Consider the following 17055-nt stretch of genomic DNA (forward strand, 5'->3'; position numbering starts at 1 on the left):
CTTTTATGACCTGGGTTGGGCCTTGGTCCAACCTTGCTTTCTTTTATCTGGCACAAAATTAACTCAGTATTAAAATGCTATCCTGGCTAATATAAGTTATATTGAATCAATTGCTTATTTGGAAGGGAAATCCATTCATGTGGCAAAGACACTTTTATATCATTTCATTACTTGTTTGCTTGTTTATTGTTACTATTTCTTTTATCTGGAGCAGTGGGGTCTATTTATTTATAGTAATTATTCCTCTTATTTTTCTCGGTATTCTGGATACACAGTCAAAAAATAACGTACTGTATAATTATCCGGTTATTGGTCATTTTCGTTATTTAATGGAATTTATTAGTCCCGAAATACGACAATATTTTCTTGAAGATGACAAAAATGGCCGTCCTTATAACCGTGAACAGCGTGATTTAGTAAAAAGCAGAGCGCGTGGTGAACGAGGTATCCATCCTTTTGGTACAGAGCAGGATATCGATAACGCCGGTTATAATTTTGTTTTGCATTCGATGGCTGTCAAGTCAGTGCCGGAAGATGCTGCCCGCCTAACAATAGGAGGGCCTTTCTGTAAAAAGCCGTATAATAGTTCCCGACTGAATATTTCAGCAATGAGTTTTGGTTCATTAAGCTCTCATGCAATTCTTGCCATGAATAAAGGAGCCAAATTGGGAGGATTTTCTCAGGATACAGGAGAAGGGGGATTAACACCTTATCATCTTCAATATGGCGCGGATATAGTCTGGGAAATTGCTTCAGGTTATTTCGGTTGTCGTACACCGGAAGGACGATTTAATGATGAAGAATTTCAGGAAAAAGCCAATCGGGAATCAGTAAAAATGATTGCTATTAAATTATCGCAGGGCGCTAAACCCGGCGATGGTGGACTTTTGCCGGGTATAAAAGTTACCCCGGAAATTGCTTTGTACCGCGGAGTTCCGGTAGGGGTTGACTGTAAATCGCCTGCTATTCATCCCGAATTTGACACACCTCGCGGATTATTGGAATTTGTTCATCGTTTACGGGAATTATGTGGCGGTAAGCCGGTGGGCTTTAAGTTATGTATTGGCCGCCGCAGTGATTTTCTAGGGATATGTAAGGCCATGCTTGCAACAGGAATTTTGCCTGATTTTATTACTATTGATGGGGCAGAAGGAGGAACAGGGGCAGCACCCACTGAATTTTCTGATTATGTAGGGCTTCCAATTGATGAGGCATTACCTTTTGTTCATGCGAGTTTGGTAGGTTGTAATCTGAGAGATAAATTGCGTCTTATTGCGAGTGGAAAGATAGTAGGTGGTTTTGATATGGTGCAAAAAATAGCGCTGGGTGCAGATTTGTGTAATGTAGCTCGCCCGATGATGTTTGCGGTAGGATGTATTCAGGCTTTACGCTGTGACACGGGTAGCTGTCCAACGGGCGTCACTACTCAAGACCCCAGACGAGTGAAGGCTATTCATATTGATAGCAAAGCGATTCGTGTTAAAAATTATCATCAGGGAACCATCCAAAGTTTTTTGCATCTTGTAGGAGCATTAGGGGTTGATCATCCTGATAAACTTTCTCCCGATATGATTTGGTATCGATTGGAAAATCACAAAGCGAAAACCTATGCGCAATTATACCCCGGTTTGCAACCGGGTGCTCTCTTGGGTGATTCTGTTCCCAAGGATTTTGTTAAGGATTGGGAAGAAGCGAATGCTAATTATTATGTTTAGGGAGTGTTCTTAATCCCCGCCCTGGATGCGTTCACTGATTAAATTAACGCAATGTATTGAAATTTAATGTTATAGGCTGTATTACTAATCCATCTTATTGTGAATCAGGGGTATTGAATGAGTAATAACACAGTTTGTCCCGAAGATATTATTCCCGATGGCGCAGACTATACGCAAATTAATGGTGTATCGGTAAGAAAAGGTACCGTTGCGGCTTTTATTGCAAACATCGATTTATTGGAAAACCCGGATTCGTGTTTGGATACCAGAAAACAGGCGTTAATTGCTCTAAAAGAACTTGCGCCTTTTATTATAACCATTGGGTTAGATCAACATGTCATTTTCAAAAATACTCAAATCCAGGATATCCTGGCTGAAAGTCGAGTGAGTTAAACATTTTTTTGCTGCGCCTGTTTTTAATTATGATACATCTTTTGGCGGTGTTTTATTAATGCTTGCCTGGCTTTTATTGGAGGTCTTTCTAAAAATTAAAGGATTAAGTGACTTGCCATAATGAATTAACAAAATAATGTCTTGGATCTTTATAATTCTTAATAAGATTACATTGCGAAAAATAAGCCAGTTTTTCTATTTGTGATAAACAATATTTTTGTGAAGTTTCTACGTGGATGGGTTCCAGTTTTTTAAACCCAAAGGATTTATTCAGTGCTTCAATATAAACAATTTGTGCTTTATTACTTAATAAATAACTTTCCATCGCGTGCGTGTAAACATTATAAGTGCCGTAGTGATAAAAAGCATCGAGATTAAAATTGGCACCTAATTCATTATTTATGCGTCTGAGTAAATTTAAATTAAATTCCCGAGTAATTCCATCTCGATCGTTATAAGCTTTAAGCATGACGTGAACATCTTTTAATAGATCAAAACCAATAAACAGATAATCACCTGGATGAAGAAAAGAACGAATGGTTTGCAAAAACTCTTTTGCAGTATGGAGATGATAGTTGCCTATACTTGATCCCAAAAATAAAAGAAAATTACGTTTTTTAGAGTTTAAACCAAGCCATTTTATACCATTTAAATAATCGGAATTTAAAGCAACCGTTTCAAGTGTAGGTAGTTCGTTATCAAAATTTTCAATAAGGTGATTTAAAAATTTTTGGGATACATCGATGGTATAATAAGTAAACGATAAATTGTCCTGTAAAAATTGATCAATGAGCAGACGCGTTTTTACCCCTTCGCCAGGGCCTAATTCAATAAGATTAAACGATTCATTTTTTAATAAATTTGATAAATCTTGTTTATAGAAATTGATAATATTTAATTCACAATTCGTGAGATAATAATCAGGGTGGCGAGTAATTTGATTGAATAACTCACTACCTCGTTCATCATAAAAATATTTTGAAGGAATTTGTTTATTGACTTTAGAAAGACCAGTTAATACATCATTTTTAAATTGCTGTTTTTCATTATGTGTAGAGTGTGTCTTTTCATTGGTCAGAATCTGGAGTTTGCCTGTCATATTTTCTCCTTTAATTCGCTAAACGAATGCCGCTAAATTGCCAGCGTTTATCCGGTTGAAAAAAATTACGATAACTGGCTCTAAGGTGAGATTGGGCGCTCACACAACAGCCACCCCGTAAGACCATTTGATTTGCCATAAATTTGCTATTGTATTCCCCTAACGCACCGTTAAGCGGTTGGTAACCTGGATAAGGTGAATACGCACTGGCAGTCCATTCCCAAAGATCACCAAAAAATTGTTGGGGATCGTTTTCATCAGAAACAGCAGATTGCGGATGATACAAGCGGGTTTCCATGAAATTGCCTTTTTCGGGCGACAAATTCCTGGATATTACGAAATGTTCCCATTCCTCTTCCGTAGGTAATCGCGCTTTTCGCCATCGTGCATAAGCATCGGCTTCGTAATAACTTACATGAGATACCGGTTCTGATGGATTAATTGCAGTAAGGCCATGGAGAGTAAAGATTTGCCATTCATTAGCAACGTGGTACCAATATAAAGGCGCTCGCCACTGATTTCTTAAAACACACTCCCAACCGTCAGCAAGCCACCAGCAAGGTTGTTGGTACCCTCCTGCCTCAATAAACTCTAAATAATCACCATTTGATACGAGTTGATTAGCAAGCGAAAACGGTCTGAGGAACGTTTTGTGGCAAGGTAATTCGTTATCAAAACAAAATGTTTTTCCCGAATGACCTATAGTGACTATCCCCCCTTTTATTTCGCTAAAATCGGATTTGTACTGTCTATGAGCTGGGAGGTTAGGGGGCGAATGGTATGCTGGAAAATCGGGATTAAAAGAAAAATTATGTTTAATATCCATTAATAAAAGTTCTTGATGCTGCTGCTCGTGATGCAATCCTAACGTTATAAGTCGATTCAATTTTATAAAATCCGTATCGGATACCTGTTCAAGTAAAGCCAGGATATGATTATCGATATATTGACGATAAGAATAGACAAGTTCTACAGTGGGTCGTGACAATAATCCTCGCCGGGCGCGCGGATAAGGAGTTCCAATACTTTGATAATAAGAATTAAACAAGTGATGAAAAGAGGAATGAAAAACGTTATATTTTGGGAATTGCCTGGTTAGAATAAAGGTTTCAAAAAACCAGCTGGTATGCGCCAGATGCCATTTGGGAGGGCTTACCTCTTCGATACTTTGGATAACATAATCTTCAATAACCAAAGGCTGACAAAGTCTCTCGGTTTGTTGTCGTATGGTTTCAAAAGCCTGGATAAGTTTTTTCCTTTTCATTAACTAGTTCCTCAAATGAGTGTTGTACTAATTGAAGAACGCGATTAGTAATTTTTCTAAATAAATTAATTATAGCCCGAATTTTTATTAATGATGGATTTGTAAACTTTAAAGAAGGAAAATGAGTAGGTTATGAAATGCTACACGAACAGAAATCTTAAACTTGTATATAAGTAAGATCCAGTGTAATTTTTGATTGCTGATATTGTGGAATGGAGCTGTTTTTAAGGGACTATCTTATGCATGCGAATGAATTTTTTAAGTCTGGTGATTTATTAGATGTCTCAGCAACATTTAATAATTGTTTTTTTCATTGTTATATACTTTATTGCCTGAGCCGTCATTTACCCTTGCCTGAAGATTTATTCACGTTCAGGTCTCTTTTAGGTCGATATAGTCCCGCCTCTCAATTACAGACTATTTTTACCAGTGAAGAATCACTGTCTCTCTTTTTAAGCAACGCTGTACCAGCTTCCAGCAGTGTATTCGAAAAAACCTTGATTTTGGGCGTTTTATTACGAGAATGGTGTGCCACTCAATTATTAAATAATATAGAACTTAAGAAAAGGATGTTTGGAGGGGAATCAGGTGTTTGTCAGGCTTTTTTGCAATACAGGGAGTTTAAGTCTGTAATGACTGCAAATGAGTTGTTTGCAAGTGAGCAAGGGTTACTCTACGAAGCAAACAAGGATTTTTTAGAATATTTTTGTTTATCTTCCAGAAACCGATTATCTTTGAAAACCAGTAAATTTAACCCTTATTTTAATGTGAACGAATCAGAAGAAAAAGCGCTTGAAGCTTATTGGCTAGAGGAAGGTTATGCATTATATTGCCGACGTTTTGCTACGTTATTTGTCAAGTTAACGCCGGGTGAGGTATCAGCTATTTTAATGGGGTTAGGTCAACCTTTTATCATTTATAATTATGAAGGCAGCCTGTTAGCTAAAAGCAGGAATGAGAATGACTCGCCAGTCTTCGGTTTAATACTTAATAGTGCAGAGGGACATTATTATTTATCTCAAGAAAATAATCAGCCCACTTTAAGTGACTATGAAAAGACCTATCAGCAGTATAAAAAGGATCGAATTGTTTTTCTGGAACAGCCTGACTATGTGGGTAATTCACTATTAATAGGGGCAATTTGCCCGCAGGAAGTTCTTGGCCGCAATCCTTTTCATGCAATGATTGAAAAAATAAGACAAATACAGGCTACAACAAAGTCTGGATCTAAAATTAATTTCAATTTTTTATTAAAAGCAGGAGTGGTTTTTGCTGGGACGGCTTTCACGTCTCTTATAATGGTTAGTATTGCTACAATGACTGAACAATATGATCCGGGGGAAAGTTATAGGGAAGAAGGATTGGCTATAAGTTCGATAGCAGCCTGTGCTACAGCAACGTATTCTTTTTGTCATTTTTTTAAATCCCCTTCCCTTCGGCAAACCAATACAGAAACTTATCCTGGCATGAGAGTGAAAGATTACTAACGATTAGGCAATAGACTTTTCTTTTTCCCAATGTTTTAAAGGCGACAGATGGGGATTATCCATCGCACTGACGGGCAAATAAAAAGTTTGTTCCAATAAATATTGTCCTCCCAGTGCGGCATGAGAAACCTGATCAGTAAAAACAATCCAGGTACTTTGAGCCGGAAAGTCAACTCGCTGTTTCGACACGGAGTGTTGATAATTATCATTGAGTTTCATCTGGTCATGTAAGTGCAGTTGATAGTGATCATAGGCAGAACGCAAGGTTTTTGTTGCTTTAAACCAATGCAATATTTTGGCGCGATTTAAATTATAAGCTGGAATGGATGCGGCAAAACGAGCAATTACCTGGTCAAACCGTTCACCTAAATGCCATATTCTGGGTTTTCCATAAGGGTTGATATTCGTAAAAACGCGTAAAATTCGTCGCCCGTTGACTGGCGTGGCGGGAAAAGAATCTACATGCAGACGCGTGTCATCTTTACGTTTTGAACTGACTCGTCCTTTGACTTCAGCAGGTCTGTAACTGGTTCTTCCCCATTGTAAAGCATCTTGATACTGAGGAAAGAGAGTCTCTATGAGATTTCTGGCAAACGTGGAATAACGTTGCATAAAAGAGTGGAGGATAGCTGTTAAAGAGTCATTATTTTGTTGATGAAAGCCTCCCAGGCGCTGCTTTTGGTAGTCAAAACTGACATTTTTATGTTTGCCATCGAGTATATTGTCCGTCAGCAAGGTGTTTTGTTCGCTAACCTGTAAATTAAAAGAATAACCAGGAAAATAAACAACCTGACCACATTCTAAAGCATTTAGTGCCAGATGCTTCTCCTCTTTAGTTAATACAGTTAAATTATTGACATCCAGAGTATATAGGCGTTCATCCACGATTGTTTCACCATTTAATTAAACAAACAATTCTAACAAATAACCAACCGATTGAGGATCTAAATAAATATTATCACCCGTTAATTTTTGCTGGGGAACTGGAAATTAAAATCAGATTCATTTATCTTGATAGACCGGTTAAAAAATAGTATTCACAAGAATGTTGATGAATGCAAAATAGTTCGTGTTTCTTTTGTTAGTGCCAACAAAGCAGTGCTTCATTGCGGTTGTCACTTAAGTCGTGAAATGGAACTGCTATCAGGAACTAAGGATTGGTATGAAAAAATTACAATTATTATTTTGGACTTTTATTCCTGCTATTAGTTTAGCGAATGTTCAGACGGATGTTCAACAGATGCAAATTCGTATAGGACATCCCACCGTTATTTTAGGACCGGCTCCCAACATCGTTGATAATTTCTTTAACTCCATGCGATTGGAAGATGGCTCCTACTTATGTTCAACGGCAAATGCTACCAGTTATCTGATGAAGGGAAAAGATTCTCTTTGTACCGATAGTGCTTTAACGCCCATACTCGGACCGGTAAATAATGGATATGCCGATTGTGGTTTGTGGATCAACGATATTATTCAGGATGTGCACAACTCCAACCATTTTTATGCTTTTGTCCACGAAGAAACCGGGTGTAATTATCAAGTGGATCAAACGCATAAATCCATGGGGGTTGCCCAATCGTTTGACGGAGGTAAAAGCTGGTCTTTATTTGGACAAACCATTACTGGTACGGATTCTCCGGCAGGAGGAAAAATCACGGGGGAAGGTGATTGTACTACAATAGCTGATGATAAGTACTACTATACCTATTGTTATAGAAATACAGATTATAAAACCATTGTGGCACGTGCCTCCAAAGGTTGTCCTCCTATAAGCGGTATGTGGTTTAAATATTTAAATGGTACGTGGAATTCCCCCGGTCTGGGAGGGGAGGCAACGCCACTGAATGTTTATGGTTCTCCTTCAAGATGGGCTGAAAAAGACTATATTATGATGGTAAGTATTCCTTCAGGAAATAGCGGTATGAAAGCTGCTTTTTCTTCCGATAGGGTTAATTTTTTCAATCTTCCTGATCCTCTCCTTATTAGTGATAACGCAAGCTGGGTTAGAACACCAGATTCCAGTCAATTGGAAGCCTACGCCTCTGTAATTAGTTCAGAAGGTAATCGAACATGGCATAATGGTTTTTTTAAACTCACCTATATGTATTTGGCACCAGGGGCAGGGTTTTCTCAACGCTATCTGATCAGTCGGGACGTTAGTCTTTCTCTTGATGCTGTGCCTGATAACGAGGGAAATCTGCCTCAAGTGGGAGTCGAATTAAGTCGGTGGGAAAATGGTTCAGGTTCTACTCCGGCAAAAATTCAGACTACTAATGCACCTGTTTTAAATGGTCTGACCTATCAAGGCAAGCTGGGTTATTTGATGACACGTCAATTATCCGGAAAAAATTCACCGGCTACTATAGGAATTGAAGAGTGTGTGAGTGACTGGCAAGGGGCTGGGGCCAGCGATTATATTATTACCCCCAACGGAACGTGTGCGGCGGCGGGTTATAAGCGTTTGCGTACATTAGGCTGGTTATACAAGACCAGGCAGGCCAATACTACGGCGCTTTATCGATGCTGGAGTCCGGCCAGGTATAAATCCCATTTTGTTTCTACTCACTCTGATTGCGATGGTGAAATAATGGAATATATTTTGGGATATATTTTAATCAGTTGATTGATGACGTCGGTTAAAAAGTCTCTCACTTAGCCAGCTTCTTACGGGATGCTGTGGGCAAGCCACAGCACGCAGGCTTTGCGGGTGTCAAGGAAAACTTAAGGTTAATTGCGAGGTAAAACCGATTTAACTGCACTTAAAATCGCATCGCGGGGATCGATAAGTTAATTGACAGGTAATGAAGCCTTTTACTATGATAGCCGCAAATTAAAATAAGAGTTCTCTTCATGAAAAAAATAATGGATTATCACACTTTTAAGGACATCATCAATAATCTATATGCTTATTATGCAGGCTATGATAAACGGCCTACTTTTTTTGACATTGAAAAAACGTTTCCTTCTTTAAACCAGATCACCTTAAATTTTCCTTCTATAAAACAAGAGTTTGAAAATGTATTAGCGAATACCAGCAAATTACCGCGTTATCATGATATTGATCCGGGTGAAGCAGAGATCTCGGATACAACACAAAAAAACTGGAATGTTTTTGTATTATATCTTCTCGGTTATCAGTTAGAAAAAGCGCAAGCTTTATGTCCTGTTCTTTGTAATCTGGTCAAAGGCATACCCCATTTAATTCAGGCTTTTTTCTCCATCCTGGAACCAGGGAAGTCTATTCCTCTGCACAAAGGCCCATATATTGGTTATTTACGATATCACCTGGGTATTCATATTCCAAAAAATAATCCACCACAAATCATTATTAATAATCAACCGTATACGTGGAAAGAAGGAGAGGCCGTATTATTTGATGATTCCTGGCCGCACGAAGTAAGAAATGAAAGTGATGATTTTCGCGCCGTATTGATCATTGATGTATTACGTCCCATGCCAATGTTTCCTCACCTGATTAATCAATTTGTCACACAGGTTCTTGGACGTTTTTTCTACGGACGCAAGGTAGTGAAGCGTGCTTTACAGTTTGATGAAGATCTTAAACCTTTGGCGCAATAGCGCTTGCAAGTTTGCAATGATGCTTTCATTCGAAAACAGATAATTTACCTGTGACACTCAATGACTCATGGAGAATAGAATGCCTCTTACAGAAGAGTTTAGGAAAAAAACTGAAAATGTAATTTTAAGTAAGGACAGCGAACAAATTAAGTCTGTGTTTGCAGAAATTAAAAAAGCAGGTAAATTTGAAGATAAAAAAGATAGTTTTTTGCTCCTTATAAAGAAAGGCACCCCGCAACAAATTATGGACGTTTATTCACTATTTTTTTTGAGGCGCCTTCCACCCCGTGGTGCAGCCTTCTCTATTGAATATTTCGCATTAAAACAAATAATAGCAACAGGCAATAAAGAATTGCTGAAATCCACACTCGATAAAGTGTCGGAAATAAATGATGCGGATTCAATTATAGCCTATTTTAAGCTGCTAGTAGAAAACAAAAAGACTGGTTTATTAAGCCCTACAAACGAAACAACTTATTGTCATCGGCAGTACAATTTAGCCGAATTATTTTGTGAGCAGCCTGTTTATAGTAAAACATTATGGGAGCTGTTCAAGTTAAATATGTTAACCCTTCCATCCCCAAAAACAGATCGTTCTTCATTTAAAACCACAGGTGAATATTTTAAAAAATTAATTACTACAAATCCTTATGAATTATTTTTAACGTTAGCCAAGTATCCAGATCTTATCAGGGAGCAAGACGAGAACGATAATACTTTGTTGCATGTTTTTTATGAAACCAATGGGACATCCGATTGTGAACTTATACTTACTTATGCTCCTAAAGTAGATTTTAGTATACAAAATAAAAAGGGTGATAACATTTTGCATCTTGGCATAAAATATTATCATCGTCCTCATAATACTAATCTTCATGCAGGAGAGACTGGTGGAGAATATTTTCTACCTCTTTTGTTAAATGAAAAAGAACAAAATCGAAAGGCCGCGAATGCGTTTAATCAAAATCAGGAAACGCCATTTCATCTTTTATTTAAGCAAATTAAGTTAACTCCCAATACAAGTACTAAAGAAGAATTCACTCTGAAATATGCAAAAAAATTATTAAAAACAGGCGGTGATCCAACTCTAAAAAACTCAACGCAAACAAGCACTGCTCTTGATATTTTATCGACGCGTATAGAGTATTATTCGAAGCAATCTGATGAAAACATTCAATCATTTGTTCTTCAGTGGGAAAAGTTTAAAGAAGAAGCCATTTCCAAGTATGCGATAAAAAAAGAGACTATTAAAACAAGTCGAGATTTAATGTTTTCTCCCACCACAACAAATCCTTCTATTAGAAGTGACGATAAATTATGCGCCGACAATTTCTCGCTATGAGGTGTTGCAGAAACGGGAAAAAGTGTGAGCAATTGCAATTGATTGTTCACACTATCAATCGCTTCCTGCGATAAATTCACCTGAAGAACAGTCCCTTGTTTGTCATTTGCAACTCCCAAGTCAGTAAGTGTAGTTGCCGGGAAGGATATAATATATGCGGGCATTGGCGGTTCAGTGTTTAAGAAATCGCTTATAAGCACCAAAGTTAACGCTTATCCACAGGTTAAGGTATCAATTTTCTTTTCTTAGCGTGACCTTGAGCATAGGTAAGTGGATTTAAACTGGAAGAAGGCAGTGAGGCCCACGGGTTTTGAAAGAAATGGCAGGGATTCTCTGCAATGGAGGCGCGAGTTTGACCAGACCTTGTTTTATTGGCATTGGTGCTATTAAGACTGCTTTTTTCCCAGGGGATAGAATTACTTATTGAATAAGGACGAGTCATCGGTGATTGGGTGGCGACAACAGAAGATGCATTGTTTTGCGGTGTTTTTGAAGCAGGTAAAGTGGGTTGATTGAGTGGGTTCTCTTCTCTCTCTTGATTATTAAGCGGAGGACTGGGAGTGTTATTTGCTACCTGAATTCCATAGTCATTATTTTTTTGGTAACCAGGGTTATCGGAAACTGTGACTGACTTTTCTGTCTGCTGAAATGGACGAACAGGCAGAGCCATTTCTCCATCAGAATGAGGGAAATCATTATCATTTTCCTGTCTTAACGAAGGTTGGGTGGTTGTTACGGTTGAATTTGGGGTTGTGTATGAGGTGCGCGTTTCCAAGGAAGAACAATTATCTACCGTATTACCGTTTTCTAGACTGGAATGAGCAGTAGATGGGCATTGTACCCTCGTTGCTGGTGATTCTTGTGAAAAAATAACAACGGGCGCGTTGTTTTCTGCTGCGGGTAATGTTGCTGTAGAAAGCAGGCACTGATCTGTATGGTTATCCCTTAAGAAGAAAGTAATATATTTCTTCAGTACGGAATTGGGGTTTTCCATTCCTATTTTAAATCCTGATAAAAATTCAGGATTGCCTCGAATTTGACTATTGCCACTATATTTAACAAATTCCATCTCTTCCAGACTTTTTTTGTTAAGACATCTTGCCAGTGCGCCTAATCTGATGCCTTTTTCATGGAAGCATTTTGTCGAGTTAAGTAGTTTAATCGTATATTTTTCTTCATAGCCGTTTAGGTAATCGGGAGTTTGGTTGGCAATATCTATAGCAGGAAAATAATTAGCCCGAAAAGAAACCTTACTACTTAATCCTCCCTTTCGATATTCTGATGTTTTTAAAAGGGTAGGTAAAAGACCTTTAAGCTGTTGTTTTATTTGCTGATAGTTGTCTTTAATAGGTTGATCATATAATTCACCCAATAACGCGGCTGTTTTTTTGGGGTTAAGCGTTTTTAATTGTTTAAAAGATAGATTAAGGTTAGATGAGATAAAGAGTAGAGAATAACTATCTAAAGTGGAAAAAATACTAGCATTTTCCCTGGAGCAACAAAGAAGTCTTGCCTGTAATTTAAAAAAGGTGAGTTCATCCAGTTTCATGTTTTTAACTCTTCAACAAAGTCAATAGCTTTTCTATTCTATCATTGATAACTTATCAAAAAATTAACTTCTATTGTTTTTTTTGCATGATATGTTCATTTAGTAGTCTGTTTATCAATAAGTGTGATAAGTTCAGGACACGCCAAATTTTCGCTTTAGTTAACTGTTTTGTCATTAATGTTGGGATTTAAAAGTGGACTTGCCTGTATGAAATACTGGTGTGGCGGGTAGAGTCTGTTTGAGTGAATCAGGTTTTTCCTGAACCAACACAGATCAATCACACAGGTGAATCCCATTGGTAGCTGATTTAGGCTTTGGCAATTTTTTCAATGATCTGCGAAAGCTTACGAATTTTTAGTCCATTTTTTAATACAATAAGCTGATAATTTATCGATCCATTTAGTCCTTACATTGATTACTCGTAAGATATTGTATAGAGAAAAAAGATAAAGTTGTCTTAAGTAAGAGAGTGTCTGATATTTTAATCGATTGAAGAAAGAGCGCCCTTTAATTAAACCATAGTAATTTTTTAACCAGGTATGATGATAAATAAACCACTCGTGATTTTCTCGGGAAAATTGAAAACAAAAATGCTTTAAAGAAATAAGAAAAAATTGCGTTTGATCCAATACTAAAAAATTATTCATCAGCATTTTTGCAGAAATTTGACAATTATTATTGCTGGTATCCGCGGTATGTTCCAGTTTAATTGGCGTATGTTTGTTCAAAAAAGAGCTTGTAATATGTTGTTCCGGGGGCATCTTCCATAATACGGAGGGAGCGATATCAAAAAACGGTTTGCAGTGAGTCAAAAACCATTGAGAAAAATGTGGTTCAGGAATTAAAGGAACATCGTAAAGGTCCATTAAATCTTCTTTGTAACCGAAATAAGCCCAGTCGCTAATATGAAAAGGTTTATGCATGGTAAATAGAGAAGTTTTATGGCCCTGAATAGACCACATACTAAAAGCAAGAATGCGCGCTTTAACGAATTTACATTCTGTATTATACAGAGGATAGTGTTCAAAATAATTTAAGAATTTTTTTGAAACAAGAAATAAGTCAGATCGTACTTTAAACACATATTTTCTTGATGCTGCTTTAATACCCGCCAAAGTAGAGATAATTAGTCGATTGCAATTATTAAGAAGTTTGTGATTATAGTAATCAAACCAACTGGCGCCGGGATCTTTGTTCATAATGACTTTGTCATAAACAATTCCCCTTGTATCTTCTCCTTCCCACGTTGAGAGGATTAATTCACTCGTGGGAAAAAGTTTTTTTAGCCGTAAACAAGCTAATTGGGTGATTTCCTCAGTAACATCGTATTTTGACTGAGTTAAAATAGGCCCTTGTACAACGATTGAGATGTCCTTATCGGGTATCATGATTCCCTCTGATTTTTATCTTTCTTTTAATAAAAAAAGCAAATAAGTGACAAACAGCCCCATTCTTTTTATTTATTAATCGAAGTGTTTTATTCAAAATAATACTTATAAATTTTCGAATATTACTCCGTATTTTATAGTCTAATTTTTTAACAACAGTCATTTCCATAAGATTACAATAATCTCTGAGCCAATCACTATGAAAAATATACCATTCATAGCCTTTTTCTGAGGAAAATGGAAAATATAAATACTTCAATGAAATTAAAGAAAATTGAGTTTGATCTAAAATAAGAAAGTTATTAGTAATTAATTGAGTAGAAAGGACGATATTATCATGAGAAGTGTCTGCTGTATGCTCCAGGGAAATTGAAAAAAATTTATTTAAAAAAGAATAAGTGATGTATTGCTCGGGTGGCATCTTCCATAAGCGCCAGGGTTCAATATCATAAAAGGGCTTGCAACGGGTTAAAAACCATTGAGAAAATTCGGGTTCTTTAATTAAAGGGATATCGTATAAATTAAGTAAATCTTCTTTAAAACCAAAATAGGCCCAATCACTGATGTGAAAAGGGCGATACATAGTAAATAAACAAGTTTTATGCCCATACAAGGTGTTTAAACTGAAGCAAATAATACGATTTTTTACAAATTTATATTCCGTATTATATAGGTTAAATTTATCGAAATAATTTAAAAATTTTTTTGAGATAATAAATAAATCAGAGCGTAGTTTTAATACATATTTTCTGGATGCTGCTTTAATTCCAGAAAAAGTTGATAGAATTAAACGATTACAATTATTCAGAAGATCATAATTCTCGTAATTAAACCAGGTGGCTCCGGGATCTTTGTTAAAAATAATTTTGTCGTAAATAATACCGTTTACATTTTCTCCTTCCCAGGTCGATAAAATAAGTTCACTGGAAGGAAAAAGATCTTTTAATCGCTGACATACCAATTGTGTAGTTTTATTTGTTATCCCAAAAGCTGATTGGTGGATAATTGGCCCTTGCACAACAATGGAAATATCTTTTTCTTGAATCATTATTATGCTCTTGCCTGGAGCAATAATTCATTTAAAGAGTCAACCAAGTCCGAAGGGGTTCCAAAACAAAGCATTTTTTTAGTCCATAATGGAAGAATAATTTTATTACCCTCCAGCATGGATTGATACACGGTAGAAAGATAAAATTCACCATTCTGTCTTTTATTTTCTTCAATATTACTTTGAATTATTTGAAGAAGTTCTTTCGTATTTTTAAAAAAATAAGTTCCCGTGGTTGCATGATTGGAAATGACTTTTTTTTCCTGAACATCAATAATAAGCTGATCATTTTTATCCAATTTAGCGTAGCTCCATCGTGTTTCCTGAGAAGAAAATAAAACAATGGCCCCATCGATGTTTTGGGTTTGTAAACCAGCCCAATCAAAATCACCTTGAACGTAAGTATCACAATTATGAATCAGGATGGGTTGATTTGGATTTAAATAATGAGAACCTTGTAGAATAGTGTCTGCCTGTCCTTCTGTTTCATGAGCCAGTTTAACGATGACAAGAGGAAGGTGGCTATAATTTTTTAGGATATCCTTTTCCAGAGTTTCATAAAAACGGTCTTCTCGCACAATAAATACTAACTGATTGGCCAGTTCTAAAGGCAAACATTCTACGGCATGGCGATACATAGGCTTGTCAGCAACGTTAATTAAAGGTTTTGGTAAAGAAAATCCGCTTTGACTAAAGCGACTTCCTAATCCTGCCATAGGTATCACAATATTCACCCTTGCCTCCTGCACTGGTTAACCGGTTATAAGTAATTTTTTATCACATTTTCTTCAATCAGATCCCAGGAGCCTTCAAATTTTAACGCCCGATCATCGATGTAAACATGAGCATAAGGTTTGCCAAACCAAATTTCATCGAAAACAAAATCATGTTTTTTTAACCATTCAAGTAGTGTTAACCCTTCTCTGGCAATAACCTGTCCCACGTTAGAATCACAGGTTTTCATGTGGCGTGCGGTGTTTAAAATGATATAATAGCCTTTGTCTTTTAGTGCTTTAATTTTTTTTGCAGCGCCTTCTAAAGGGGTAACCTCTTCATAGGTCTGATGAGGTTCTCGTAAAGTACATATTGTTCCATCGATATCAATACATATTCGCATATTTGCCCTCGGCTACTTGATTTAAAAGAATAATGCCAACCAAATAAAGAATTTTTTGCCGCTCTATATTTTCATAATGCAAGCTGGCCATGCTTAAAAATAACGATGCTTCAATTAAATAAATAAACTCTAATGGAATACCTTTTTTTAGCAGCTGCTCAATATAAATTTCCTCAAGTTCTCTGAGGAGTTCATGATTTGGAATCTCAAAATAAAATTGATTGGGTGTTTCTTCACATAATCTAAACTGATCATTCACTAAAAAATCGTACCGGCTATGAAGGCAATGCATTAATTTCGCATAATCATATAAATTATGACCATAAATTCCTTTATAAATAAAGGAACCACGCGGATCAATTAATTTAATGATCCTTTTTTGTGGACAATATAGAATATTACTAAAACAAAAATCACCATGAATTACTCTGACTTTATGATATTTTTTAGTAAATTTTATAATTTGATTTGAAAAAATATTTTCTATACTAAAAAAATTTTTATACATTTTTCCATTGATTTTTAAATGGGAATTAGCTAAAAGTGATTTAAAATAATCAATTTTAGTTAGTTGAATAATGCGTTCTTTAGTTTTTTTAATATAAAAATTCGCAATGTCTTTATTTGAAATATTAAAATCAGGCTTAAACTGATGAATTTCTTCGAGAATATTTAATAAATTTCTTAAAATTATTTTTCCTTCATTCAAGGAAATTTTTCCTTTTAAAATCAAATCTTCCAGAGAGTTATAAGGAAGGTATTCTAAATAATAAGCAGAGAAATCAGTTTTAAAATTTATTAATCTGGGAAAAAAATCAGTGATCGGGTCGGGAATATCTAAATAGTAAGAGATTTCATCCCCCAATTTTTCTTTATTTTTAGAGGACTTGGTGAGAATATTTTTTTCCCGGTTAATAGAGATCGAATTAAACGCGCGTGCTTGCATTGAAATTCCTTTTTCTTAACGGACGTAAACTAATTATAGTATGCGAATGAAATTTTAAGTAAGTTTACTATTGAGCGGTTTCTTCCTTTTCCCTACTTTTTGGAAATTTTATTCTATAGTATAAA

General features: G+C 36.2%; 15 protein-coding genes. 6 read left to right on the forward strand and 9 right to left on the reverse strand.

Going from position 1 to position 17055, the window contains the following annotated elements:
* Positions 1–137: 137 nt before the first annotated feature.
* Both T345_RS0101460 and T345_RS0101465 read left to right on the forward strand, forming a co-directional pair.
* Positions 138–1715: an FMN-binding glutamate synthase family protein gene (locus T345_RS0101460; RefSeq protein ID WP_028387774.1), complete on the forward strand. Its 1578-nt coding sequence runs from the start codon at positions 138–140 to the stop codon at positions 1713–1715.
* Between the two features lie 117 nt (positions 1716–1832).
* On the forward strand, positions 1833–2108 hold the full coding sequence (locus tag T345_RS0101465) for a hypothetical protein (protein ID WP_028387775.1): 276 nt from the start codon (positions 1833–1835) through the stop codon (positions 2106–2108).
* 103 nt (positions 2109–2211) lie between these two features.
* Here T345_RS0101465 and T345_RS0101470 read toward each other — a convergent pair whose 3' ends face one another.
* Together T345_RS0101470 and egtB are read right to left on the reverse strand one after the other, a co-directional pair.
* Positions 2212–3207 carry an L-histidine N(alpha)-methyltransferase gene (locus tag T345_RS0101470; RefSeq protein ID WP_051555078.1) on the reverse strand — a complete coding sequence of 332 codons (996 nt, stop codon included), beginning with the start codon at positions 3205–3207 and terminating at the stop codon, positions 2212–2214.
* Between the two features lie 10 nt (positions 3208–3217).
* Positions 3218–4471 carry an ergothioneine biosynthesis protein EgtB gene (egtB, locus tag T345_RS0101475; protein ID WP_028387777.1) on the reverse strand — a complete coding sequence of 418 codons (1254 nt, stop codon included), beginning with the start codon at positions 4469–4471 and terminating at the stop codon, positions 3218–3220.
* Between the two features lie 239 nt (positions 4472–4710).
* Here egtB and ceg23 point away from each other — a divergent pair, with 239 nt between their 5' ends.
* Positions 4711–5958: a Dot/Icm T4SS effector Ceg23 gene (gene ceg23, locus T345_RS13250; protein WP_051555079.1), complete on the forward strand. Its 1248-nt coding sequence runs from the start codon at positions 4711–4713 to the stop codon at positions 5956–5958.
* A 3-nt stretch (positions 5959–5961) separates the two neighbouring features.
* On the opposite strand, the gene kdoO is transcribed toward ceg23, so the two are convergent.
* The gene (kdoO, locus tag T345_RS0101485) at positions 5962–6843 is read right to left on the reverse strand and encodes a Kdo hydroxylase KdoO (protein WP_028387778.1); all 882 of its coding nucleotides are present in this window, start codon (positions 6841–6843) and stop codon (positions 5962–5964) included.
* Positions 6844–7120: 277 nt separating this feature from the next.
* Here kdoO and T345_RS0101490 point away from each other — a divergent pair, with 277 nt between their 5' ends.
* The 3 genes from T345_RS0101490 (at position 7121) to T345_RS0101500 (ending at position 10882) form a co-directional block, all read left to right on the forward strand.
* A complete protein-coding gene (locus T345_RS0101490; protein ID WP_028387779.1) occupies positions 7121–8584 on the forward strand; it encodes a hypothetical protein in 1464 nt (487 codons plus the stop codon).
* Between the two features lie 227 nt (positions 8585–8811).
* Complete coding sequence (locus T345_RS0101495) at positions 8812–9540, forward strand: aspartyl/asparaginyl beta-hydroxylase domain-containing protein (RefSeq protein ID WP_242604532.1); 729 nt, start codon at positions 8812–8814, stop codon at positions 9538–9540.
* Between the two features lie 79 nt (positions 9541–9619).
* Positions 9620–10882, forward strand: coding sequence for an ankyrin repeat domain-containing protein (locus T345_RS0101500; RefSeq protein ID WP_028387781.1), 1263 nt, complete (start codon positions 9620–9622; stop codon positions 10880–10882).
* 223 nt (positions 10883–11105) lie between these two features.
* Here the strand turns inward: T345_RS0101500 and T345_RS0101505 are convergent, their stop codons facing one another.
* From T345_RS0101505 to T345_RS14465, 6 genes are all read right to left on the reverse strand, one after another.
* On the reverse strand, positions 11106–12431 hold the full coding sequence (locus T345_RS0101505; RefSeq protein ID WP_028387782.1) for a hypothetical protein: 1326 nt from the start codon (positions 12429–12431) through the stop codon (positions 11106–11108).
* 344 nt (positions 12432–12775) lie between these two features.
* Positions 12776–13819 (reverse strand): WavE lipopolysaccharide synthesis family protein, encoded by a 1044-nt coding sequence (locus T345_RS14460; RefSeq protein WP_028387783.1) that lies wholly within the window; start codon positions 13817–13819, stop codon positions 12776–12778.
* Complete coding sequence (locus T345_RS0101515) at positions 13806–14867, reverse strand: WavE lipopolysaccharide synthesis family protein (RefSeq protein WP_028387784.1); 1062 nt, start codon at positions 14865–14867, stop codon at positions 13806–13808. Before T345_RS0101515 ends, T345_RS14460 begins: the two co-directional genes overlap by 14 nt.
* A 2-nt stretch (positions 14868–14869) precedes the next feature.
* Positions 14870–15601: a glycosyltransferase family 2 protein gene (locus T345_RS0101520; protein WP_028387785.1), complete on the reverse strand. Its 732-nt coding sequence runs from the start codon at positions 15599–15601 to the stop codon at positions 14870–14872.
* A 26-nt stretch (positions 15602–15627) separates the two neighbouring features.
* Positions 15628–15984 carry an HAD hydrolase family protein gene (locus tag T345_RS0101525; protein ID WP_028387786.1) on the reverse strand — a complete coding sequence of 119 codons (357 nt, stop codon included), beginning with the start codon at positions 15982–15984 and terminating at the stop codon, positions 15628–15630.
* Entirely contained in the window at positions 15968–16930 is a 963-nt protein-coding gene (locus tag T345_RS14465) for a protein kinase family protein (protein ID WP_051555080.1), read from the reverse strand. Before T345_RS14465 ends, T345_RS0101525 begins: the two co-directional genes overlap by 17 nt.
* Between the last annotated feature and the right edge of the window lie 125 nt (positions 16931–17055).

Origin of the sequence: Legionella fairfieldensis ATCC 49588 (genome assembly GCF_000621525.1) — a bacterium.
Taxonomy (GTDB): Bacteria; Pseudomonadota; Gammaproteobacteria; order Legionellales; family Legionellaceae; genus Tatlockia; species Tatlockia fairfieldensis.

Bases quoted from the DNA above. Each gene is read 5' to 3' on its own strand.
- T345_RS0101460 (WP_028387774.1), top strand. From the start codon at position 138: ATGTGGCAAAGACACTTTTATATCATTTCATTACTTGTTTGCTTGTTT.
- T345_RS0101465 (WP_028387775.1), top strand. From the start codon at position 1,833: ATGAGTAATAACACAGTTTGTCCCGAAGATATTATTCCCGATGGCGCA.
- T345_RS0101470 (WP_051555078.1), bottom strand. From the start codon at position 3,207: ATGACAGGCAAACTCCAGATTCTGACCAATGAAAAGACACACTCTACA.
- egtB (WP_028387777.1), bottom strand. From the start codon at position 4,471: ATGAAAAGGAAAAAACTTATCCAGGCTTTTGAAACCATACGACAACAA.
- ceg23 (WP_051555079.1), top strand. From the start codon at position 4,711: ATGCATGCGAATGAATTTTTTAAGTCTGGTGATTTATTAGATGTCTCA.
- T345_RS0101490 (WP_028387779.1), top strand. From the start codon at position 7,121: ATGAAAAAATTACAATTATTATTTTGGACTTTTATTCCTGCTATTAGT.
- T345_RS0101495 (WP_242604532.1), top strand. From the start codon at position 8,812: ATGAAAAAAATAATGGATTATCACACTTTTAAGGACATCATCAATAAT.
- T345_RS0101500 (WP_028387781.1), top strand. From the start codon at position 9,620: ATGCCTCTTACAGAAGAGTTTAGGAAAAAAACTGAAAATGTAATTTTA.
- T345_RS0101505 (WP_028387782.1), bottom strand. From the start codon at position 12,431: ATGAAACTGGATGAACTCACCTTTTTTAAATTACAGGCAAGACTTCTT.
- T345_RS14460 (WP_028387783.1), bottom strand. From the start codon at position 13,819: ATGATACCCGATAAGGACATCTCAATCGTTGTACAAGGGCCTATTTTA.
- T345_RS0101515 (WP_028387784.1), bottom strand. From the start codon at position 14,867: ATGATTCAAGAAAAAGATATTTCCATTGTTGTGCAAGGGCCAATTATC.
- T345_RS0101525 (WP_028387786.1), bottom strand. From the start codon at position 15,984: ATGCGAATATGTATTGATATCGATGGAACAATATGTACTTTACGAGAA.
- T345_RS14465 (WP_051555080.1), bottom strand. From the start codon at position 16,930: ATGCAAGCACGCGCGTTTAATTCGATCTCTATTAACCGGGAAAAAAAT.